Annotated in this window: 17 protein-coding genes; 7 read left to right on the forward strand and 10 right to left on the reverse strand. The window is 47.0% G+C overall.

The window, feature by feature from the left end:
- Positions 1-13: 13 nt before the first annotated feature.
- Genes ACVA58_RS11610 through ACVA58_RS11620 form a run of 3 tightly spaced genes read right to left on the reverse strand, consistent with a single transcriptional unit; the run spans position 14 to position 5,129 of the window.
- On the reverse strand, positions 14-2,677 hold the full coding sequence (locus tag ACVA58_RS11610) for a M14 family zinc carboxypeptidase (RefSeq protein ID WP_446510603.1): 2,664 nt from the start codon (positions 2,675-2,677) through the stop codon (positions 14-16).
- Complete coding sequence (locus ACVA58_RS11615) at positions 2,674-4,140, reverse strand: ATP-grasp domain-containing protein (RefSeq protein WP_446510604.1); 1,467 nt, start codon at positions 4,138-4,140, stop codon at positions 2,674-2,676. Before ACVA58_RS11615 ends, ACVA58_RS11610 begins: the two co-directional genes overlap by 4 nt.
- The gene (locus tag ACVA58_RS11620) at positions 4,137-5,129 is read right to left on the reverse strand and encodes an ATP-grasp domain-containing protein (RefSeq protein WP_446510605.1); all 993 of its coding nucleotides are present in this window, start codon (positions 5,127-5,129) and stop codon (positions 4,137-4,139) included. Before ACVA58_RS11620 ends, ACVA58_RS11615 begins: the two co-directional genes overlap by 4 nt.
- Before the next feature lie 178 nt (positions 5,130-5,307).
- Between ACVA58_RS11620 and ACVA58_RS11625 the strand changes: the two genes are divergently transcribed.
- Positions 5,308-6,408, forward strand: coding sequence for a M20 family metallopeptidase (locus ACVA58_RS11625; RefSeq protein ID WP_446510606.1), 1,101 nt, complete (start codon positions 5,308-5,310; stop codon positions 6,406-6,408).
- A 560-nt stretch (positions 6,409-6,968) separates the two neighbouring features.
- The gene (locus tag ACVA58_RS11630) at positions 6,969-8,189 is read left to right on the forward strand and encodes a response regulator (protein WP_446510607.1); all 1,221 of its coding nucleotides are present in this window, start codon (positions 6,969-6,971) and stop codon (positions 8,187-8,189) included.
- 58 nt (positions 8,190-8,247) lie between these two features.
- Here ACVA58_RS11630 and ACVA58_RS11635 read toward each other — a convergent pair whose 3' ends face one another.
- Both ACVA58_RS11635 and ACVA58_RS11640 read right to left on the reverse strand, forming a co-directional pair.
- On the reverse strand, positions 8,248-9,111 hold the full coding sequence (locus ACVA58_RS11635; RefSeq protein ID WP_446510608.1) for an SMP-30/gluconolactonase/LRE family protein: 864 nt from the start codon (positions 9,109-9,111) through the stop codon (positions 8,248-8,250).
- A 98-nt stretch (positions 9,112-9,209) separates the two neighbouring features.
- Positions 9,210-9,617 carry a GNAT family N-acetyltransferase gene (locus ACVA58_RS11640; RefSeq protein WP_446510609.1) on the reverse strand — a complete coding sequence of 136 codons (408 nt, stop codon included), beginning with the start codon at positions 9,615-9,617 and terminating at the stop codon, positions 9,210-9,212.
- A 276-nt stretch (positions 9,618-9,893) separates the two neighbouring features.
- On the opposite strand from ACVA58_RS11640, the gene ACVA58_RS11645 reads away from it, so the two are divergent.
- Both ACVA58_RS11645 and katG read left to right on the forward strand, forming a co-directional pair.
- On the forward strand, positions 9,894-11,741 hold the full coding sequence (locus ACVA58_RS11645; protein ID WP_446510610.1) for an ABC transporter ATP-binding protein: 1,848 nt from the start codon (positions 9,894-9,896) through the stop codon (positions 11,739-11,741).
- Between the two features lie 250 nt (positions 11,742-11,991).
- Positions 11,992-14,193, forward strand: coding sequence for a catalase/peroxidase HPI (katG, locus tag ACVA58_RS11650; RefSeq protein WP_446510611.1), 2,202 nt, complete (start codon positions 11,992-11,994; stop codon positions 14,191-14,193).
- Positions 14,194-14,433: 240 nt separating this feature from the next.
- Here katG and ACVA58_RS11655 read toward each other — a convergent pair whose 3' ends face one another.
- The 3 genes from ACVA58_RS11655 to ACVA58_RS11665 form a co-directional block, all read right to left on the reverse strand.
- Entirely contained in the window at positions 14,434-15,462 is a 1,029-nt protein-coding gene (locus ACVA58_RS11655; RefSeq protein ID WP_446510612.1) for a methionine synthase, read from the reverse strand.
- A gap of 44 nt (positions 15,463-15,506) precedes the next feature.
- Positions 15,507-16,481 carry a DUF1852 domain-containing protein gene (locus ACVA58_RS11660; protein ID WP_446510613.1) on the reverse strand — a complete coding sequence of 325 codons (975 nt, stop codon included), beginning with the start codon at positions 16,479-16,481 and terminating at the stop codon, positions 15,507-15,509.
- Between the two features lie 379 nt (positions 16,482-16,860).
- Positions 16,861-17,751 carry a LysR family transcriptional regulator gene (locus ACVA58_RS11665; protein WP_446510614.1) on the reverse strand — a complete coding sequence of 297 codons (891 nt, stop codon included), beginning with the start codon at positions 17,749-17,751 and terminating at the stop codon, positions 16,861-16,863.
- A gap of 149 nt (positions 17,752-17,900) precedes the next feature.
- Here ACVA58_RS11665 and ACVA58_RS11670 point away from each other — a divergent pair, with 149 nt between their 5' ends.
- From ACVA58_RS11670 to ACVA58_RS11680, 3 genes are all read left to right on the forward strand, one after another.
- On the forward strand, positions 17,901-18,800 hold the full coding sequence (locus ACVA58_RS11670; RefSeq protein WP_446510615.1) for an SDR family oxidoreductase: 900 nt from the start codon (positions 17,901-17,903) through the stop codon (positions 18,798-18,800).
- A gap of 164 nt (positions 18,801-18,964) precedes the next feature.
- Complete coding sequence (locus tag ACVA58_RS11675) at positions 18,965-21,862, forward strand: AMP-binding protein (RefSeq protein ID WP_446510616.1); 2,898 nt, start codon at positions 18,965-18,967, stop codon at positions 21,860-21,862.
- A 356-nt stretch (positions 21,863-22,218) separates the two neighbouring features.
- Positions 22,219-22,422: a hypothetical protein gene (locus ACVA58_RS11680; protein WP_446510617.1), complete on the forward strand. Its 204-nt coding sequence runs from the start codon at positions 22,219-22,221 to the stop codon at positions 22,420-22,422.
- An 88-nt stretch (positions 22,423-22,510) separates the two neighbouring features.
- Here ACVA58_RS11680 and ACVA58_RS11685 read toward each other — a convergent pair whose 3' ends face one another.
- Both ACVA58_RS11685 and ACVA58_RS11690 read right to left on the reverse strand, forming a co-directional pair.
- Positions 22,511-23,614: an ABC transporter ATP-binding protein gene (locus tag ACVA58_RS11685; RefSeq protein ID WP_446510618.1), complete on the reverse strand. Its 1,104-nt coding sequence runs from the start codon at positions 23,612-23,614 to the stop codon at positions 22,511-22,513.
- Complete coding sequence (locus tag ACVA58_RS11690; protein ID WP_446510619.1) at positions 23,611-24,369, reverse strand: glycerophosphodiester phosphodiesterase; 759 nt, start codon at positions 24,367-24,369, stop codon at positions 23,611-23,613. Before ACVA58_RS11690 ends, ACVA58_RS11685 begins: the two co-directional genes overlap by 4 nt.
- Between the last annotated feature and the right edge of the window lie 8 nt (positions 24,370-24,377).

A 24,377-nucleotide genomic window follows, 5' to 3' on the forward strand; every position in this document is an offset into this window, starting at 1 on the left:
ACCGGCCTTGGGATCAGTCCCCTTGGCGATAGCGCTGTTCGACTTCGTCCTGAGCTTCAAATTCATCAAACTCAATCGGGGTCACTTCATCCGAGCTGAACTTAAGTACCGCTGGGGCAGAATAGTTAGGCACATTATCGTAGTTGAACACCGAGTAGTACTTGGCCAAGTTGGCATTACCAAACTTGTCGAAGGTATACCCGTCTTTACCAGCATACAACTTCACCCCATCGAACGGGGATCGCGGTGGATGGAAGCTATTGCGCACCACATACGTACCTACCCAATAGCTGTCCTGCGGGTTATCCCACGTCAGCTTAACCATGCCGCCTTCAAGGTTAGCCTGAAAGTTTTCAGGCGTTTCCAATGGCTGCTTACGGCGCTCGATATACTCGACCACCAATTGGGTAGACATGGTGCCGTCATTAGATTCAGTTTTCCATTCAACCAAGGCATCATGCTGCTTGGAGGCTGAGGTCGCCTTGATGACTAACTTCACCGCTCGGTTTTGATCGTAGCAATCCTCAAGGTACTGACGGGCAGAACTATCGAACATGAAAGTCTGCCGGGCTGTTTTGGCTAATCCTTCACTGCTGACTTCATAACCGATAAATTCAATCGGCTCACCGGTACTCAGCTGCTCAAAGTCAGGCTCATCGAGATCAACCATTTCAACCATAAAGCGCATCGGTTGGTTAATTCCCGTGAGCGAAGCGCTCTCCAGCACAAAGTAGGCATCGGTAAATATCACATCACTCTGCTCAGACATCCTAGGTAAGGTGAAGTCCACTACCCCAAAAATGCGCTCACCGTTGGCATCATAGCCACTTTGCAGCTTGCCACCTTCAACCTCTTTCGCCTTTACCGTGTGGAAAGCACTGGCACCGACAGAGAGCTGATAGGGCTTACGGTGATAAACCAAATCCAAATTTGGCCGATAATGGATCCCACCACCAAAGCGTCCGTATCCGATATCAAACTGCATCATCTGGGAATCATTACCCATCGGCAAATCAACGGGACCTTGCAGCCTCAACAGCAAACGTCCTTTCTCCAGCTGTTGTTCGATCAATCCTTTTTCCATCGCACTGAAGTGCCAGCTCTTCCAGATCCCCTGCGTCAGCTGATCCGAGTCGATCGCATTCCCCAACGTCTGTATTGGCGTTGCATGATGGATTTGATCAAAGTCTGAAATATCAGTGATCTCATCCGGATTCAGGATAGATACCGACCATTCACCGTAGTTCTCAATTTTCGCCCCGACCCGGTTCATTGGATAAAGCGAGAACAAAGCATCCTTGATTTTGGCATCAGCCGGTAGCCGCCTCATGTCATAATCAATAACGCCGTAGCAGATCCCTTTGGTTTTATTCACACCGATAAACAGTGAGTTATGGCCAAAGTGTTCGGCATTGTTAGCACGGGTTAACTCGCCCACATAACCGATTTTTTCAGGGTTCGGAAACAGGGTAAACGAGAACTCATCACGCTCGAGCAAGGTTTTGATTTTCAACTCAGGGGCGAACGGCGACTTGATTCGGTTCACCCGGTTTACTTTACGCAAATTGTAGAAATATCGACGACCAGATTTGAGCTGCTTGTCGGTGTAGCTTAATTGCGACGTTATTGCGATCAGGTTTTCCCGGGTACAGGGTGCCTTCGGTGTTTCACTGCGATAAATCTTGTAATAACAACCATCATCTTCTTTCCCCGGCTCCCAGATCAACTCAACCGAATTAGCGGTGATGTCTTTGGTTGAGAAGCTCTCCGGCCGGCTGGGCGCCAATTTCGAGTAATCAATCGTTGTTCTGAGGGCATAGAGCAGCGCTGGGATATTTTCATCGACACTCTGTGACATGTTAATCAGGTAATCCGGAATATTCCGGCTCCCCACCTCAACCACCGTAGAGAGAATACCCTTGTCGTAGTAATACTCACGACCACTACCGTGGATCAAGTTGGCAGGCGGCTTACCACGGTGGATACCGTACTGACGCTTGGTAACCTTGTGGATTTCCCGTGCCATGTTGGCACAGAGGATATTCAGATCCGTGCCTTCAAGTTCCGCCTCATGATTAAACTTATGGGCAGGGAAAAATACATTTCCCTGCGAGTGGTAATCCAACGCCACACAGATATTGTCACGGCTTTCGACAAACTGTTTAATCGCCTGCGTTTCCGGTTCAGAAAACGGGCCAGGACCACCGTAGATATTAGAGCTGGTTTGTGTCGATTGCCGGAAATTAATACCAAAGTTTCGGTTGAGATCGACCCCAAAAGTCCCATCACCATTGTCGCGACGATTTTTACGCCAGAACGAAAAATGCTTACGGGAATACTCAAAACCATCAGGGTTCAGGCAAGGCACCATGTACAAAGTATTACGAGCCAGCGCCTCTACCACATCCGGGTTGGATGGGTAATTATCCAGTAAATATCGGATAAAACTGACCGCTAGCTCAATACCGATCCACTCCCGAGCATGAATAGTACCGGTATAAAGCAGCGCTGGCTTTAAATCCGCATAGGCCACATCTTGCGATATGGTTACCATCATTATTGGCCGCCCTTCATGAGTCTCACCAATGCTCTGCAAGCGGATCAAATCCGGATACTTCGCCATGGCCTCTTCCAGAAGGTCCATCATGCCCTGGTAAGAGATATATTGTTTCTTCATTCAGCAACCTCTTCATAGCGATACTGCTTTTTCGCACAGTACTGATGCCATCCATCCATGATAATAGCCAGCTTCTTGTGCTTGAGGTTTCTGAACTGCAGTAGAACTTCAGGTTGATGGTTGAGTACGCGAAGTGTCTCGCTCGCGCCTAGGGTGGTGACAATATCAGTGGCCAAGATTTTCCCTACACTCTTAACCTGAAGGAAAAACGCAAGCAGCTCTTGTTCACTTAGCTCCTTGGTCTCAACAGTGACGTCAACAGTTTTAAATACAGGAGAAATATCCACCTCACCCTGTTGTTCAATCCCCGTATCAGCCTCTTCCATAATCTCTCTGATGGAGACACCAGAGTACCCAGCCACTGGCTTATCGGCAGCAATCACTTTGGTAGGGGTATTACCTTGGAAGTTCCACGCTTCACTCGGCCACTCTTCTTCCTGTTTATAACGGGTTTCCAATAAGCGATACTGCTCATCAGCAGGAGCATATTCGCCGGTATCGGTTGAATAGTCAGGCTGACCAAACCCGATATAACGCATGGTGCGAAGCAATGACGAGTCAATCTTACCCAACTCTTCCCAGTTGCGATGAGCAAAATACGGCTTACGGAAGTCCTGTGGTGCCAATAACCACATCAAATATTGGCCAATCCAGTCGCGAATATATGGGAAGGCAGCAAAGGCCGTGGCACATTCCAAAATGGTGTAGTCATCATCCATACTCACGGCAATATCACAGGCCCAATACTCCGCGTTGGCGGCTTTCGATGCTTTTACCGCTAATTCAAGCACCTCTTCAGGCACAGCCTGATAATCCATACTCCCGCCCTGACTGGTATTGGTTAACCACTCACCTTCTGGTGGACGACGCCAGAACGCGCATACTGGTTGATGACCAACTAACATCACTCGAATATCCGCTTTCATCGGTACGAAATCTTGGATATATGCCGGGTAGTAACGTTTCTCCGAGAACAATCGCAATGCTTCTTCGGCGCTATCCACTTTATGGACAAAATAACCACCGTAATTTGATGGGCCATAAGAGCGTTTGACGATTTTCGGATAATCGGTATTCGTTAGAAAATCCAGCGCTTGTTCCACTTCATAGAAAATACGAGTGCGCGGGATCGGCAAATCGTATTTCTCACAAAAGTGGGTGACGTTCTCTTTTGATTTATTACTGAACTGACTGTCGAGTGACGGTAAAAAGCGTACCCCCGGCAACTCACGGGCGATAGCGCGAAATGTCTCGTAGGCGGTAGCCGGGATATTACCAATCAACACATCGATTTTCTTGCGCTTCACTTCGGCAACGAAGCGGTCTTTGTCATTACCCCAGTGATAGGTAACCTGCTCTATTTTATCTGGCCACCCTTTGAAGTTCGAGCGATTGAAAAAGCGCAGTACATGATCAAGGTACAACAAGCCGATTTTGGGACGCGTTTGATTCAAGGTGTTCATACTGCAGCTTCCTCGGTAAGCAGGTTAGGTTTGATAAGCGCTTCTGATAGGGATGGGATAAAGCCTTTGGCTGGCGCCTTACTGTCTTTGGTGACAGTGCGATCAATAAGGTCTACCAAGTAGTCAATCTTGGTGTCATTAAAATCAAGGCCAAATGCTTCTTGGTCCGGCGTGGCAAACGCAGGGATTCCATTGACTTCAATCACCACATAACGCTGGTGCTCGACGTCATAGATAATATCTACACCCGCCACCTCTAAACCGGTCACTTTCGCAGCTTTTAGTGCCAGTTCAATAACTTCAGGCACAGGTTCGCGCTTAATCACACTCCCGCCACTGGTCACATTCGTTTTCCAACTTCCCGGTGCAGCTTTGCGGCCATAGCAAGCAACATACTTATTATCGACAATATCGATGCGATAGTCTGAATAGTCATTCTCAATCACTCGTTCAATATAGAACTGCGGCGCTTGCTGCTGATTGATAAACGGCGTCAGCAATTCCAAATCATGTTCGTTTTCCAACTTGATAATACCGTTACCACCCCAGCCATCGACCGGTTTGCATATCGCCTTGCCGCCCCAGAACTGCATGTGCGCCCTGACCTGCTCCAAATTGTACTTATTGCAAACAAGGTAATCCGTCGCAGTAATTCCATGTGACTTCAGCACATGGGCGGTGCGGAATTTATCTTCGGTAAGCGCAAATGATGCGTAGTTATTGATCATCGGCATCATCGAATTGAGTACCTGATAGAGATACACCTGATATGGCGACTGCTGGCCCGCGTTATAAGAGAAAAACAGGTCGAGTTCGTTGAGTTGTTGTCCATTACACACAATATTTCCGTCAAATGCGGTTGCTTGCGCCAGATTCAGTGCCGTCAAGACATCAATCTCACGCTCTCGCAGTTTACTGACGATTTTTTGCTCTATTTCTTTTCCTCCACAGTTTTCATACATCCATAAACCGACCCGGTGCCTTGCCATGTGTCACTCCTTTGTGAGCAGCTCAAAAATATGCCGATGTGGCATTGTGATTAAAACCAACAGGATAGTAATATAGTTTGACATCATAATGTTGCATATATGTGGTAACAGTGAGCTATGTGGAACTTTCTCTCAAACAGCACAGAAAAAACACCAAACCTGTGCAAGGAATCAAATTATGGAACCTATCAATTTCACTGATTTAAAAACAATAGTCGAAATAAACTCCTGGACTGGGAATAAGAAAGGCGTAGATCTGAGTGGTCAGACCATGAAAAAGTGGTTGAAACCACTAGGGTTTAATATTGAGGTATTCCATCGTGAAAGTGTTGGCGATCATTTATTGTTCACCACACCAAGGCAAAATAGCGCCCCTAAATTGTTACTGCTTGGCCACTTGGACACCGTATTCCCTCCGGGGATTTTTGAAAGCTTCCATGAGGATGATGAGTGGGTATATGGTCCAGGAACCTGTGACATGAAAGGAGGTAACCTTGTCGCGCTGAGTGCCTTACGAAACCTGCAACAAACCCATGGGCAAATTCGCAATATAGATGTACTCCTCGTTAGTGATGAAGAGACTGGCAGCGATGACAGTAAATTTGTCACCCGTCAAATTGCCCACCATTACGATGCCTGTATTGACTTCGAAGCTGCTGGCCCAAACCATGAGGTCGTTGTTGGTCGCAAAGGGGTAGCAACGTATCGCATTGAACTCACTGGAGTGGCCGCACATGCCGGAAATAATTATCACCTAGGCAAGAATGCCAACCTTGCCGCCGCCAAATTACTCATTGCTTTAGATGAATTAACACACATTGAGCAAGGAACGACCGTCAATGTCGGTAAAATTAAAGGTGGGATCAGCACCAATACCATCTCTCCCGGTGCAGAATTAATGGTTGAAGCACGTTTTACCCAAACACAAGAACAAGAGCGTGTACTGAGTGCTATTCCTGAGCTGATCCACCAGCATGGTGTTGGTGGGGTAACCGCCAAGATAGAAGGCGGATTACAACGTGATGTCATGACCCCAACGGCTGAGCAGCAGATCCTGCTTGATACTTTTGCCAGCATTCTGGGTTACCCACTCAAAACAGAGCAACGCGGTGGGGTCAGTGACGCCAATATAATGGCAGGTGCAGGTGTCCCGACACTCGACGGCTTTGGTCCATTTGGCGATGGTGATCATACCGAGCACGAACGCGCCTCTAAAGCCAGTTTTCAACGCCGTATAAAAGAAGTCACTGCAATTTTGCAGCACTACAGCCCTGCTTAAAAAGCGTAGCACGACAAACAGTACGGGTAATATTCTATGGCCAGAAATTGCCCGTGATTCATCTAAAAAAAAAAGACTTAACCATTAATTTTCATGAGGTATAGAGAATGTAATGAAAAATAAGTTTTCAGATTATTTATCGGTAATAAATAAAAATCACAAATAGTGGCTTGCTATGTTCAGCTATATTTTATTTTAATAGATAAAAAATTAAAAAAATGACAGGGTTATAACATTACATGTTTAATTATACCCTTGTATTATGCTGGCCAAACCCGTGATTTCCTTCGTTGTAAATCAGAGGCTAAGACTATTGAGTTATTTTACATCAAAGGGATACAAACCATACACACGTAATCCAATACATAAAACGAGCAAAAAAACAACACTAGCGTGACCAAAATTTGATTCGATGCCAAGCTAAATTTACAGTTTTTTCTGTTCGAGCAAATATATTTCTTAAAACAAGAGATTGTGTTAATTGTATCTCAAAATAAAATAGCTCATAATACTGCGCCTTATAAACAATGATAATAATAGACAGCTGCAGGATTAGAGTGATGGAACAAAAAGTATTGGTCGTCGAAGATAGCCGTCCATTCCGTCGAGTCATTGAAAGTGAGCTAAGGCAAGCAGGTTACACACCCGTTATAGCCAACTCCATTGCTGAAGCCGAAGCTGTTTTAGACAATAGTACAGACTTCCTCTGTGCCATTCTCGATTACTGTCTGCCTGACGGGCAAGATGGTGAGATCATCGATGTTTGTTTGTCTGTTGGTATCAAAGTCATTGTTTTGACGGCGCTAATGGATGAGATGACCCGTGAAAAAGTATTAGCCAAAACAGTCATTGACTATATTCCCAAAGATAGTCCGACCTGTATTGCCAGTATCATCCCGATCCTACAGCGCTTAGAACGCAATCATGACCATACCGCATTAGTCGTTGATGACTCCATCACCGCACGAAAGTACATTCGTAGTTTGCTTGAAAGACAGTACCTGACCGTTCTTGAGGCCAAGAATGGCGAGCAAGCACTGGAAATGATCAACAAGCACAAATCGATCTCTTTAGTCATAACCGATTATTCTATGCCAGAGCGGGACGGCGTCAGCTTGATTAAAGAACTGAGAAAACGCTTTCGCCCCGGACAACTCGCAATCATTGGCCTTTCAGCCAGTGAAGAGCCAGCGTTGACGGCAAAGTTCCTCAAGGCCGGTGCCAACGACTTCCTCAAAAAGCCCTTTAATCAAGAAGAGTTCTACTGCCGACTTCACAGTACATTGAATATTCTTGACTCCGAGCGCAACCTCTATCTATTGGCCAACCGAGATTACCTTACACAGTCATGGAACCGCCGCTATTTCTTCAACCACCAGTTGGTAAAAAAGAATACTGGACCGCGTTGCCTAGCCCTGCTTGATGTCGACAATTTCAAACGACTCAATGACAACTATGGTCACCATATCGGAGACATGGTGTTGATTGAGTTGGCTAACACCTTACAAGGTTATTTCCCGGATGCCTTGGTTGCCCGCTTCGGGGGTGAAGAATTCTGTATTCTTTATGGCAACTCACCAGAAATATTTACCCAACGACTAAACCATTTAGTCAAAGAAATTGCGGAGTCTGAACTGACGATCCTCGGCAATACCATCAAGTACACCATAAGCCTGGGTATGACCCACGCCGAGAGCGACATTCACAGCTTAATCCGACGTGCCGATAATTGCCTTTACAAGGCCAAAGAAGAAGGGCGCAACTGCCTTATCGTAGAATAAAGCTGGGTGCGGATTAAGCCAGTTAAGCGCCCATGATTAAGAAGTGGTTACGGTAACCTTACAGTACGGTCACTAAAGGCTCTTCGATCCCCTGCCACTCAACTTGAGCGGTCAGCACACTGCCCGGCCCATTAGAACTTTCGGCACTGGTGACTACGAGTTGGTTACCCTTCTCACCGCCCAGAGCAACCATGGTTGGGTTATCGGCCGGTACCGGGATCACGTGAGTAACCACACCATCCGTACCAATACGCACTACCGACTTGCCGCTGTACATGGCGACCCAGTAAGCGCCTTCACTATCGACACACGCACCATCTGGACGGCCATCGAAATCGGTTAAATCACAGAAGACACGATTTTCGCCATACGCACCCGTTGCTGGGTTGTAGTCAGCACAATAAACCAAGCTAGAACCAGTATCGGCCCAGTACAGCGTCTTGCCACATGGTGAAAACGCCAGTCCATTACAGGTCCAAGCGAACATTGGCATCTTTTCTAATTGACCACCCGCCATCAATTGATGGAACTGGCCCTGATCGCCTTCTTTGGCACCGTTACGCGTACCGGCCATAAAGCGTCCACCCGGAGCGGCACGGCCATCGTTAAAACGCATTCTTGGGTGCGTTTTTTCAAGAGGTGCAATTTGCTGACGCTCGGCATCCCAGCCTTCTAGCAGATAAACACCGGACTTGGTACCCAATACAAAACCGCTTTCACCCCACATCGCCGCACAACCAAGCATATCATCCCAGCGTCGAGCTTCTGCTTTGCCCTCTTTCAGGCGCCACAGTTCACCTGCAGGGATATTAACCCAGCACCAAGCCTGCTGGCGCCAGTCCCATCGTGGACACTCGGCAAGGTCGAAGCCTTGCTCAATCAGTGGGGTAAATTCGAGATTCAGTTGCTGACTTTCTTTCATTATTCTTCCTGTATTTCTTTATTATCCATTTGATTCCCACAAGCCTGACCGCAGCTTGGGCAATCATTTGTTACCGGTAACACCAGTCTAAGCTGATTTTATTTCAGTGTCATGGACATTTTAAAGTAAGGAACATCCCCTTTGTAAAAACGCTCACCTTCAGGAGCCATGCCAAAACGATGATAAAATCCGCCTGCCGACTCTCTAGCGTCACACCAAAAACAACGGACACTTTTTAGCTTGAGATCAGCAAGAATATGTTCGATCACCGCGCTCCCGATCCCCTTGCTCTGATAAGCTGGCAGCGTCGCAAATTTCCTTAATCTCGCCTGATCTCCAGCGATAAATATCGACGCCACACACACCAATATGTCATTTTCGTAAACCCCGTAATGCAGGCCATCGGCATCATCAGGAACTCGGCAAAATTCGATATTTTTATCTGGCCACAGCACCTGATGTCGAATCGGCAGAGTCAGCTCAGCTGGTATTTCAATAATTTTCACAGTGTTTCCTATCCATAATGCAGAATCAGGCAAGATTGAAAGAGAATTAAGCCTTAACCTCTTAGTTGCATAAATGTACAATTACCAACCATAATGTGTAAATTCAAGTTTGAGTATTGCTCCTACACATTCCTTTTCCTATCGGGATATCGCTCCGGTTTCACCTCTCTCTATGCCTCCATGCCATTGCGCACCAAGTCATAGCGTTACCCCGAGCTATATCCTTCGATAGAGCTATTTTGCCAAACATATCTGCCAGACTGGAACCATCAATTTATGTACAAACGTTTCGAAAAGCTCGCTCAGGCCTTTCCGCCTCATGAGCCTGAGCAACCACCAACGGGGTTGCTCGCCTTCTGCCGCCACTATACCCGTGGTTTTGAACTGCCATTGCTTGCCATGTCGGTACTCAGTGCACTGATTGCAATCGTTGAAGTCTCCTTGTTTGGCTTTATGGGACAACTGGTAGATTGGCTAACCGTACATAATCCAGACACTTTCTGGGCCGAGGAAGGTGGCAAGTTAATGGGCATGGGGCTGCTAGTAGTCATTATCGTCCCTGTCCTTATTACTCTGCACTCTCTGATTGTCCATCAAACCTTGCTAGGCAACTATCCCATGTCGATTCGATGGTTGGCGCACCGCTACCTGCTTCGCCAAAGTGTGTCCTTCTACCAAGATGAGTTTGCGGGACGGATTGCCACCAAGGTAATGCAAACCTCACTGGCCGTTCGCGAAACGGTGATGAAGCTACTTGATGTGCTGGTGTATATCACTGTCTACTTCACCTCAATGGTGGTGATGATTGGCCAGTCCGATGCTAGGTTGATGATCCCAATGTTACTTTGGTTGCTAGCATATATTGGCATTCAACTTTACTTTGTGCCGAAGCTCAAAGCGGTTGCTACTGAACAGGCGGATGCACGTTCAATGATGACCGGACGCATAGTCGACAGCTATACCAACATTTCCACCGTTAAGCTGTTTTCCCACACAAACCGCGAAACTGAATATGCCGAGCAAGGCATGAGCGGCTTCATGGATACCGTGTACCGCCAAATGCGCTTTGTCACCGGCTTTAATATTTCTGTCGAAGCCATCAACTACCTGCTGGTCTTCATCATTGCCGGTATGTCTATCTGGCTATGGTCGAGCGCGGCAATATCCATTGGTGCGATTGCCATCGCAGTCAGCTTGGCATTGCGCATCAACGGTATGTCCAAATGGATCATGTGGGAAGTCGGCAGCCTATTTGAAAACCTCGGTACTGTGGTTGATGGCATGAAAACCCTATCCAAGCCGGTCGACATCCAAGATAAACCCAATGCACCCGACCTGAACGTTTCCAAGGGCGAGATTGAATTTAGCGATGTCAGCTTCCACTATGGTGAAGGGAAAGGGGTAATTGAAAAGCTTAACCTCAACATCAAACCGGGTGAGAAAATCGGGTTGATTGGCCGCTCAGGTGCCGGTAAATCAACCTTGGTCAACCTGTTGATGCGTTTCCACGATGTAGAATCGGGAGCCATCAAAATTGACGGCCAGACGATTTCCGATGTAACCCAAGATTCACTGCGTGGCCAAATCGGTATGGTGACTCAGGATACTTCGCTGCTGCACCGCTCTATCCGTGAGAATATCCTTTACGGTCGTCCGGATGCGACGGAAGAAGAGTTACTCAGTGCAACCAAACAAGCTCATGCTCACGAGTTTATCCAGACACTCAGCGATCCCCACGGTAATGTCGGTTACGATGCACAAGTCGGTGAGCGCGGAGTGAAACTCTCCGGGGGCCAGCGCCAGCGCGTTGCGATCTCACGGGTATTACTGAAAGATGCCCCGGTCTTGATCCTCGATGAAGCCACCTCAGCACTAGACTCGGAAGTTGAAGCCGCCATTCAGGAGAGTCTATACGAGTTGATGGAAGGTAAAACCGTTATCGCGATTGCCCACCGCCTATCCACTATTGCGGCTATGGATCGCCTGATTGTTCTAGATAAAGGCGAAGTTGTCGAACAAGGTACCCATCAGGAACTATTGGATCACCACGGTATCTATGCCCAGCTTTGGGAGCACCAGACAGGTGGATTTATCGCCGATGAGGTTGAGTTAAAGCAGGCCTAATAACCTACATCTTCCATGGTCTCAACCCTGCCAATACTATCTGTCTGGCAGGGTTTCTTTTTACCTAGCCACCAGCCTGTAACATTTTGATATAAATCAATTAACTATTAGATTCACAGATAGATAGGTCCGCTCTATCACAACTATCGATACAACCATCTGTAAACATTTCTCATTCTCGCTATATTCATACTGAGTTTTCCAAACATAACGACTGCCGCACTGATTGCTGGCAGACAAGGAGTTCACTATGAGTAATGATCAAGAAAGTTCAGCAGGTAAATGCCCTGTCATGCATGGTGGGAATACAACCCTAGGCGGAAAAGCAACGAAGAATGTAGATTGGTGGCCAAACCAATTGAACCTAAAAATACTGCATCAGAATGACAAGAAATCAAACCCTTTAGGTGAAGACTTTAACTATGCAGAAGCCTTCAAAGCGCTGAACCTAAAAGCGGTGAAAGCTGACCTTGAAGCACTCATGACCGACTCTCAAGATTGGTGGCCGGCAGACTATGGTCATTACGGTCCATTTATGATCCGTATGGCGTGGCACGCTGCAGGGACATACCGTACTTCAGATGGTCGCGGGGGCGCTAACACAGGTAACCAACGCTTTGCTCCACTGAATAGCTGGCCAGATAATGGCAACCTAGACAAAGCTCGTCGCCTACTTTGGCCGGTAAAACAGAAGTATGGTAATAGCCTATCTTGGGCTGACCTATTCATCCTTGCAGGTAACGTTGCAATTGAATCTATGGGCCTACCAACCTTTGGGTTTGTCGGTGGTCGCGCCGATATTTGGGAACCAGAAGAAGATATCTACTGGGGTGCTGAAAGCGACTGGCTTGGTGATGAGCGTTACTCAGGTGAGCGAGACTTAGAAAAGCCATTAGCCGCTGTGCAAATGGGCTTGATCTACGTAAACCCAGAGGGGCCAAATGGTGATCCTAGCGTACTGGCTTCAGGCCGCGATATCCGCGATACCTTTGCTCGCATGGGTATGAACGATGAAGAAACCGTTGCACTCGTTGCTGGTGGTCACACGTTTGGTAAGACGCACGGCGCAGGCTCTGAAGCAGAAATGGGACCAGAGCCAGAAGCAGCACCGCTAGAAGAAATGGGCTTTGGCTGGAAGAACAGCTTTGGCACAGGTAAAGGTGATGATACAACGACTTCTGGAATTGAAGGCGCTTGGACACCAAACCCTATCGTTTGGGATAACGGTTACTTCGATATGCTGTTTGGCTACGACTGGGATCTTGTGAAGAGCCCAGCAGGCGCCTGGCAGTGGGAGCCAGTTGGCGTCGATAAAGATCACATGGCCCCGAAAGCACATGATGCATCTCAGAAAGTGAAAACCATCATGACGACCGCTGACATGGCAATGCGTATGGACCCAATCTACGGTCCAATTTCAAAACGCTTCCATGAAAACCCAGATCAATTTGCTGATGCTTTTGCCCGTGCTTGGTTTAAATTGACGCACCGCGATATGGGTCCGAAGAGCCGTTACATCGGTGAAGAGTCACCGTCAGAAGATCTGATTTGGCAAGACCCACTGCCACAAGCACGCTTTGCAGCTCTTTCAAGTAGCGATGTTGCTGAGCTGAAACAAGCGGTTCTTGACTCAGAACTCAGCGTTTCTGAGCTGGTATTTACCGCTTGGTCTAGTGCTTCAACTTACCGTGGTTCAGACTACCGTGGCGGTGCCAACGGTGCGCGCATTCGTTTATTACCACAAAAAAATTGGGAAGCAAACCAACCAGAGCAGCTAAATAAAGTACTGGCCGTTTTAGAAGGTATTCAAGCTGACTTCAATAAAGGTGAGCGTGGCGTATCCATCGCAGACCTCATTGTATTAGCTGGTAACCTTGCTATAGAGAAAGCAGCGAAAGACGGCGGTTTTGATGTAGATGTACCATTCTCAGCTGGCCGTGTTGACGCAACAGCCGAGCAAACTGATGAAGAGTCGTTTGCGGTATTGGAACCTGAAGCGGACGGTTTCCGTAACTTTGCTAAGAAACTGTTCTCAGTTCCTGCTGAAGAGATGTTGCTTGATAAAGCACAACTACTTGGCCTATCAGCACCAGAGATGACAGTACTTATTGGCGGCCTACGTGTACTAGGCGCAAACCACAACAATACAGCACATGGCGTATTGACCGATAAAGTTGGCGTGCTAAGCAACGACTTCTTCATCAACCTTGTGGACATGGCGACAGAATGGAAACCAGTGTGTCCTAACAACAGCGCCTACCTAGGGACAGACCGAGCGACTGGAGAGAAGAAATGGACCGCGACCCGTGTGGACTTGGTGTTTGGCTCGAACTCTCAACTTCGCGCTATTGCTGAAGTTTACGCCCAAGATGATGCCAAGGAGAAGTTTGTAACTGACTTCATCGCCGCGTGGACCAAGGTAATGAATGCAGACCGCTTTGACCTAAAATAAACACTCTAACTTACTAAGTTACAACTGACCCTCGGCCCAGTATCGTTCCCACTAGCACCCGCTAGGTCGATGCTGGGCCTGTTTCGTTGAGGTTTTGGTATAGCTGCGACCTTCTCGAATCTCGAATCTCGAAAAGCAAAAGGATATGTAGGTAAGAGTATTAGGGAGAGTACCTTAAATAAAAACCAAGAAAGTGGCTCTTGGTTTTGTATTTCTAAACATGCGTTGTTTCAATTGCAACTAAGAAGATAGTTCTCTTCGGACGATTTCTACACCTGCACTTAAGGCATTGAGCTTGGCTGTAGACACTTCACGAGACAAAGGAGCCATACCACAGTTGGTACAAGGGTAAAGCTTGTCGGCATCAACATACTTAAGTGCTTCTCGCAGCGTGTTGGCAACATCTTCTGGCGTTTCAACTGTGTTGGTTGCGACATCGATTGCACCAACCATCACCTTCTTACCTCGAATAAGCGCAAGCAACTCGATAGGCACACGAGAGTTGTGACACTCTAGCGAGATTATATCGATATTCGATTTTTGCAGTTTAGGGAACACTTCTTCGTACTGTCGCCACTCTGAGCCCAACGTCTTTTTCCAATCGGTATTGGCTTTGATACCGTAGCCATAGCAAATATGAACAGCCGTTTCACACTTCAGTCCTTCAATTGCTCTTTCTAAACAAGCAATCCCCCAATCGTTAACCTCATCAAAAAACACATTAAAGGCAGGCTCATCAAATTGGATGATATCGACACCCGCCGCTTCTAATTCTTTCGCTTCTTGATTGAGAATCTTGGCGAACTCCCAAGCGAGCTTTTCGCGACTTTTATAATGGCCATCATAAAGCGTGTCGACCATCGTCATGGGGCCAGGTAAAGCCCACTTAATAGGCTGTTTGGTTTGCTGACGTAGAAACTTGGCATCTTCGACAAAGACTGGCTTTTGGCGGCTCACGGGACCAACAACCGTCGGTACGCTCGCCTCATAGCGATCACGAATCTTAACCGTTTTACGATTCTCAAAATCAACGCCTCTAAGGTGCTCAATAAACGTAGTCACAAAGTGTTGACGTGTTTGCTCCCCATCGCTAACAATATCAATCCCTGCAAGTTGCTGCTCTTGCAAAGACAAACGTAAAGCATCCTGCTTGCCATCAATGAGTTCCTCACCCTGTAATTTCCAAGGAGACCAAAGTGTCTCAGGTTGAGCCAGCCAAGATGGCTTAGGTAAGCTGCCAGCCGTTGAAGTCGGTAATAATATTTTCATGGTAAATACTGCCCGTTGTTCCAGATATGGGGTCTCGTTATTGACTAAGCGTAATTTGCAGACCATTGTTCGAGAATTGTTTGGTATGGTTTGATGAAATGCTCCTCGGCAAACCTCCCCTGCTCAATCGCTAACAGGCTCCGTTCTTCACGATCATAAACAATTTGAGTTAATGAATGATCCAGGTTCTTCAAATTTGGTTGGTAGCACTTACCTGCAACAGCATTGGCATTATAGATTTCAGGTCGATAAATTTTTTGGAAGGTCTCCATCGTGCTGATGGTGCTTATGAGCTCTAGATTAGAATAATCATTCAGCAAATCACCAAAGAAATAAAAAGCCAAAGGAGCAACGCTATTTTGCGGCATAAAATAGCGAACCTGCAATCCCATCTTTTTGAAATATTGTTCAGTCAAAGAAGATTCATTTGGCCGATACTCAAAACCTAATACAGGATGTTGATTGTCAGTGCGATTATAAACCTTATTATCAGATACGCTCAGACATATCACTGGCGGCTTTTTAAAATGCTGTTTATATAAATCTGATTTCACAAAAGACTTAAAGAGCTTTCCATGCAGATCGCCAAAGTTATTCGGAATACTGAATTGAGGTTGGTTTTTGTTATGATCCAGCAAGAGAACACTAAAATCGTAGTCTCGTACGTAAGAGGAAAAGTTATTCCCTACAATGCCTTCAATGCGTTCCTTGGTCTTGTGGTCAACAATGTTATTTTTCAGCACTTCAATCGACGGAAAGGCTTCACCACAGCCTTGTATACCCATATCAACAGAGATGATCTCAAGCTCGACAGAGTAGCGGTCACCTTCAGGGTTATCCCAATACGCCAGTGCATTAAAACGATTATCAATCATTTTTAGTGCATTGCGCAGATTCTCTTGGCGGCTATTGCCTCGAGCCAAATTGGCGAAGTTAGTAGTGACACGTGTATTATCTGATGGCTGATAATTTTCATCAAAAGAAATACTCTTTATTGCAAATATGAAATCGTTATTCATCGTGATTTGGTATCCTATTTCCTTAGAAAAAAGCTGAATTTATTCCTTACTCTTTTTAAGGGATGATTCTGTTTTTGTTTTCCCAACCGATAAATTTCACAGCATTTTGCTATTTACGACGAATAGCCGGATTTAAAAAATGCTGTAATTTACCTAACGCTAAGAGCAGTCTTTTTTATACTTTGTTCGATAGTTGAATAAAATAGCTTTTGCTTCACATAGAACATGAAAATAATTCATGATGTGGAATAACGGAGCGTCTTTTACTCTTCAGAAGCTCAACTCATGGCCCTGTATTGATGGTGCAATCAAACTAAATTGAGTAAATACCACACCGAGAAATGCAACATGGCATTCGTTGAGCAAGCGGGCTTGATACCTATGCCGAGAGTGAATTTGTCCTGAGATAATCGACCAGCGTCCTAACCTTCTTCGGCATCAGAGCTTTGTGCTGGTATACGGCATAAAGCGACACTGTAACACCGTGCAACTCCGGTAATATCCGAATGATCTGTCCTGATTCCAGCTCATTCTCAATCACAAAGCTTGGCATTATGGCAAAGCCTTCCCCAGTAAGAACAAAATCCTTGAGCATGGAGGTCGTGCGTACCGACAGTGCTGGCTCTTTATTCAATACTGTTGTTTGGCCTTGACCATTATTGAGTACCAAATGTTTGCGTCCATGAACAATGGCATGGCTGAGCCAGTTCATAGCGGTTAAATCATTGATAGCTTCCACTGGTGGGAAGCGCTCAAGGTAATTTTTTGAGGCGCACAGCATGTCAGTGAACTCGCCAATCTTGATCGCGTACAAGCTAGAGTCCACCAATGCCGTTGAGGCACGAATCGCTATATCACAGCGTTCTTCCGTGAGATCTTGATAACCATCGCTTTCGATAATATCCAAGCTGATCTTTGGGTAAAGCGTCAAAAAGTTGCTTAACTGTTTGACCAACTCGCGGCTCCCAACTGGCGTTGAAATACGTATCAAACCACTTGGCTCGGCCGTGTCAAACTGCACTTCTGCATTAGCCGTTTGGGCTATTTCTTGGATCTCTTTGCACTTTTGGTAATACAACGTGCCCGCCTCAGTCAATGACAATGAGCGTGTTGTCCGGTTAAGCAACCTGACATCCAAGTTAGACTCCAACCGTGACACCACTTGCGACACTCTTGCCTTGCCAAGGCCAAGTATATCGGCTGCTTTAGTAAAAGATTGCTGTTCCACTACCACCGCGAACACCATCATGTCGTCGAGTGAGATACTCATAATTACACCATTGTTTAACCATGATAAACAATGAGTTTATCGTTACGCTAATTATCAATCAAAGAGTAAACGATATAGTGATAACCAACGGCAACAAACGGCATTAATCGCCAATACAAGCCAAAGACATCACTATCAGGAGAAACACCATGTCAGATCGTAAACTGCTCATCACAGGCGCATCAGGTAAGCTCGGCAAACAGGTTATCGAGTTTCTGCTGAATGATTTCAATGTGCCAGCCAACCAGATCATCGCCACCACTCGCCGCGCAGCAAGCCTCGCCCACTTGGCAGAACGTGGTGTCGATGTTCGTGAAGCTGACTTTTCAGACCCAGCTTCATTAGAAAAAGCCTTTGCTGGTGCCGACAACATGCTGCTGATCAGCATTGATGCCATCGGCCAGCGTAGCGAACTGCATCATAACGCTATCATTGCTGCAGACAACGTCGGCATCAAGCACCTTTCGTATACCTCGATGCCAGCAGCTGATAACTCACCAGTGGTATTTGCGTTTGAGCATGAAGCCACTGAGAAAGCTATCAATGACAGCCAAATCAACAGCTGGACGGTACTGCGTAATAACTGGTATTTCGAGAACTTGGTTGAGTTTTTCGCTAGCACACTACAAAGCCAAGCTTGGTTTACGGCAGCCAAAGAAGGCAAGTCAGCCCAGATCAGTCGTCGAGATCTCGCCTACGCGGCAGCGGCTTCATTAGTTAAAGGTGAAGCGAGTAAGCAGACCCTAACACTTAACGGCCCGCAATCCCTAACCACGGAAGAGATGGCAGCTATGATCAACCAAACGCTAGAGTTGGACGTTAAAGTCATCCATCAATCCGATGATGAGCTAAAAACACAACTGGAATCTTTCGGTCTTCCGGAAGGCATTGTGGCGCTGGTGACCACGATGGATCAACACGCTCGCGGCGCATTTTCTGATGGCACGAGCCAAGCATACGAGAAGCTTACAGGACGTCAGCCACAAAGTTATGTTCAATGGCTTGAAGAAAATAAGACCATGCTAAGCCAAGTCGCCAGCAACGCATAATGGGTAAATAGCACGCTAATACACCATGAGGTATCGATGATCTAGTCGCATTTAATAGACATCGATACTGAGTGTGCACATCACCACACTTTTCATACATTTAACGGCATTAATGCCGATTTTGGCTACACTTTAGGCATCATAACAACAAAAAATGGTAGCCCATGGAAAGCCAGAATCCCCTTCCCTATTCCGATCCCAAACAGGCTGCCCATTCATTACTCGGCATAGTGAAAGAGCTTGCTAACGAAATCACCCCAGACAATTTCGATAGCAGTTCCGTCCACCTTGACAGCAAGCTCGACCAAGATCTGGGCCTCGACAGCTTAGCCAGAGCCGAACTGCTCCAACGCACCGAACAGCAGTTTGCCCTTTCGCTTCCCACGCAGACACTGGCAGAAATCGAAACTCCCCGCGACTTGCTCAATGCGATCTTCAATGCCGAACAGCACCCAGCGGCGATAAAATCCTCAGCAGAAAGGATTGAGTTACCTTCAGCCTCCAATTACCCCGATCAAGTAACAACACTGCAAGATCTACTGCGATGGCACGTCGATCAACACGGTGAACGACCACATTTGTATGTATATCAAAACGCGGACAATGTCGAATCCATCAGTTACCAAACTCTCTACCAGCAGGCAAAGATCATCGCCTGTCGGCTGCAAGATCTCGGTATCGGCCCTGGTGATACCGTAGCGATCATGCTGCCCACTTGTAACGCCTATTTTTATTGTTTCTTTGGGATTTTATTATCGAGAGCAATCCCGGTACCGATCTACCCACCAGCGAGGGCTTCGCAAATTGAAGATCACCTGATCAGGCACAGCAAGATTTTGCAGAATGCCGAAACCAAATTACTGATCACAGTCGAACAAGCCAAAGGGTTATCTACCCTGCTCAAACTGCATGTGCCTGCATTGCAGCATATTGTCACCACCGAAGAGATTGAAACCCTATCGGCTGAATCCGTCACTTCCGAGCAACTACCATTAGGCCAAGCCCAACCAGATGATATTGCCTTTTTGCAATACACATCTGGCAGTACCGGTGTCCCCAAAGGAGTGAAACTTACCCACGCCAATCTACTTGCCAATATTCGGGCGATGGGCAAAGCCGTCGGCGCCACCTCTGACGATGTATTCGTCAGTTGGTTGCCGGTTTACCATGACATGGGATTAATTGGCGCTTGGTTTGGCAGCCTTTATCATGCTATCCCCTTAGTGATTATGTCTCCGCTTAATTTTCTTACCCAGCCCAAGCGTTGGTTGTGGGCACTGCACCATCACCGGGGAACCATAACCGCCGCCCCCAACTTTGCCTACGAGCTATGTGTAAACAAGATTGCGGATGCTGACTTGGAAGGCTTGGATCTCTCCTCAGTAAGGCATTGCTGGAATGGCGCAGAGCCCATTAGCCCGGCAACAATGAAAGCGTTTGCCCATCGCTACCAAGATCATGGTTTTGCCCCTGAGGCGATGACCCCCGTTTACGGACTTGCTGAGTCGTCGGTCGGATTAACGTTCCCGCTCAAAACCCGCAAACCAAGGGTGGAATGGGTAGATCGGCAAGCAATGATGAATACCGGTAAAGCTATGATGAACTCGGGTAAAGCCGTCAACAGTGATGTAACCGAACAAGATCAAGACATCAATACTTTGCTCGAGCACAGTATTCCGCTTATCGGACTGGGGCACCCACTGCCAGGGCACCAAATCCGTATTGTCGATAGTCAAGGAAGAGAAGTACCAGAACGCCAAGAAGGTGAATTGGAATTCAAAGGCCCTTCATCAACAGCGGGTTACTATCGAATCCCAGATAAGACTGCCGAGCTCTTCCATGGTGACTGGCTTAGAACCGGCGATCGTGGCCTAACAATGGAGGGGGAGCTGTTTCTCACCGGCCGGGTTAAAGACATCATTATTAAAGCTGGCCGTAACATCTACCCGCAAGAATTGGAATCAGCCGTCAGCCAACTTGATGGTATCCGCAAAGGCTGTGTTGCGGTGTTTGCTAGTGCCAACCCCAAAACAGGCACCGAGCAATTGGTGGTACTGGCCGAAACCAAACTTGAAGATGAACAAAAAAAGCAGCAGCTAAGGGATGAGATACAGAACCTGTCATTCAATCTGTTAGGGATCCCCACCGATGTGGTCGAGCTCTGCCCTCCCCATACAGTGCCCAAAACCTCCAGTGGTAAAATCCGCCGCTCAGCATGTAAAACCCTGTTTGAGGAAGACAAGCTTAGTGCCCCACAGCGTGCCGTATGGTGGCAAGCGACCCGTTTGTTCATGTCCAGCGCCAAGCCTGCATTCATACGCTTCAGGCGATTGGCTGCAGACTGGGGCTTTGCCTGCTATATGTGGCTGATCATGGCATTATTAGCACCGCCCGTTTGGGTACTGGTCGCGCTGTTACCGACACGATCAGCTTGCTGGTCAGTTGCCCGCTGGGGTGCTCGCTCACTCATCAAGCTAACCGGCACCAAACTGGCAATAGACGGCATTGAACATATCCCTACCGACGATTCACCATATCTGGTTATCGTCAACCATGCCAGTTACCTAGACGGCCTAGTGCTGTTGGCTGCGACAGGCAAAGAGCACCAGTTTGTCGCCAAGTCTGAGCTCAAAGGCAATGTTTTTGCCCGTACTTTCCTCAATAAATTGGGCACCCATTTTGTCGATCGGTTCGATACCCAGAAAAGCCTCACCGATAGCCGTCAGTTAGCCGCATTCGCCAATAGTCCAAGGCCGTTGACTATTTTCCCCGAAGGGACGTTATATCGAATGGCTGGCCTGCATGACTTTCACCTCGGTGCATTTCAAATCGCGGTCGAAAAGCAGATACCAATACTCACCATTACGCTAAAAGGCACCCGCTCCATTTTAAGAGATAAATCACTCTTTCCCCGCAAGGGAGATATCGACGTTATTATCAGCCCGCTAATTAAACCTGACGGCAGTGATTGGCAGGCAACACTTGCACTACGCAATACCGCGCGGAAAATCATGTTAGATAACAGTGGCGAGCCTGATTTAACAAGAGAGAACACACGGTGAATTGAAGCGGCTTCAAAAACCATTAATGCACATTATTAAGGCAATATAATTCAATTACTTGACGTTACAGTAACAGGTAAAAGACAGTACAATGACAGAATTAATGAAGATCAATTACAGACTCGGCAAATAGTTCGCAATATTATTCACTGTTTTTGCCTATTCATGATAACGATCAACAAACAGCCAACAATAAAGCTGACAGGCTGGTCACACCTGCACAACGGTGATATTACAGTGCATGTCTTTTATTTCTGCCATATTGGCACAAATTTTGTGCCACACGACATAGGGAAATAAAACGCATAACAGCAAGACTGACAAGAAGTCAGTTCAAAATATAAGGAGTGTTATTCATGTTGTGCCCAGATTGCAAACAACCAATGGTTAAAGCTAAGGACAATCAGAATCATTGTGTTGAGCTTAATTGCCCGCCAACCCGAACCCATTGCCCAGAGTGTGACTCTGAGAATACCCAGATCATCAACAAGAGCATCAGCGATGCTAAGGTCTGCTGCGGCGATTGCCAGGCAACTTGGGTGATCTCAAGAAGCCACTAAATAAAAAATAAGAAATGGCTGCACAAGGCAGCCATTTCATGGCTCACAAACCTGTGAGCTTCAAGATGAGGGCGGCGACGAACTCCTTCTACGCCGCCCGCTCTGCTTGATTAAGTGTGGTATAAATTCGCTCTTCACTCTTACCATCAAATATCAAGGCATCGGCCACGTTAAAACCAACATCAATGGTTTCACCTTCTTCGATACGATAGTGGCGATCGACACAAAGTAAGAATTTATGCCCTTCACAACGGCAATGAATGATGCGGTCACTACCTGTTGTCTCCACCAGTTCAACATCAGCCTGCCATCGAATATCTTTGGCGTAACTGGCATCTAAAATCGCCATCTTGTCAGGACGAATACCCAGTAAATAGTGACCTGATACCAAAGTGTTATCTCGCAATGTCCATCCTGCAACATCGTCCATCAGGCGTGCTTGGCCAGTTTGAATCGATAATGGCAGGATATTGGTCGGTGGCGCACCGATAAATGAAGCAACAAACACATTGGCGGGGTTGTCATAGATCTCTTCCGGGCTGGCAAATTGCTGTAGGACACCGCCTTTCATCACGGCAATCTTATCGGCCAGAGTGAGGGCTTCGATTTGATCGTGGGTCACATAGACCGTGGTGTTCCCCAATTTACGGTGCAGCTGTTTGATCTGCGCACGCATCGAATTACGTAACTCGGCATCCAAGTTAGACAGCGGCTCGTCCATCAGGTAGATACCTGCATCACGGGCTATCGCCCGCCCCATTGCAACACGCTGGCGCTGGCCACCAGATAACTGACCAGGCTTTTTGTCCAAGTAATCTTCCAATCGCAGCGTTTTCGCTACCTCTTCTGCCCGCTGGTGACGTGTTTTCTTATCAACACCACGCAACTCCAAACTAAAGGCGATGTTATCGCGTACACTCAGGTGGGGATAAAGGGCATAGTTCTGGAACACAAAGGCCAGATCACGATCCTGCGGCAGAACATCATTCATGCGCTGATCGTTGATGATCAGATCGCCTGCGGTGATCTCTTCTAGGCCAGCAAGCATTCGCAGCAAGGTCGATTTACCGCAGCCTGATGGGCCAACGATCACAATAAACTCACCGCTCTCAATATTCATATTGACGTCAAAGACAACTTGATTGCCTTCCTGATAGGTCTTATCTATGTGCTGTAGTGATATAGCGGTCATGATGCATTCTCCAACATGAAGGCGTCGCGTAGTTTAATAGCCAAATCAGGGCGGTCAGTGGTGAAGGCGTGCACACCGTAATCAAGTGCCGTTTGGATCAGCTCAGCGGTATGGGCACCGTAGCACCCGTATTTCAGCCCGTTCGCCAATACTTGGTGTTTAGACTCTTTGTCCAACTGGGTCACATGGACCGAGATTTCATTAATCTGCATCGACTGGGCAAGGCTAATCATAAACTCAGAGCCCAACAGGCGTGGCATATTTCTTTGCATGAGCCAAATGGTAAAAAGTTCTGGGGCTTTTTCAGCAAGCTCAGCCAACACTTCGCAGTTAAACGACGAGATAATGGTTTGTTCGAACATACCTGCTTGCTTGAGGATCGCCAGCACTTTATCGACCACACCCGGATACGGTATCTTGTATACATCAGCTTTGATTTCCAACCGTAGAATAATGTCGCTGCCTTGGTATAGCTCGCACAACTCTTCCAGTGTCATTATTCGCTCGCCACCGGAATAGTTCACACTACCTTGTGATAGCTCTTGCCAAGTTTTGGCATTCACCGGGCCGGTCATATCTGTCGTGCGATCGAGCGTTGCATCATGATGGACAACAATAAATCCATCTTTGGTTGGGTGAACATCAAACTCTACCAACTCGACCGGAAGATTCAGGGTGTTTTCGAAAGCACGGCGGCTATTTTCACCCCAAACAAGTGTTCCGCCTCGGTGTGAAGCAATTTGTGATTTCATCATTTTCATCT

Source organism: Photobacterium sp. DNB22_13_2 (assembly GCF_052873915.1).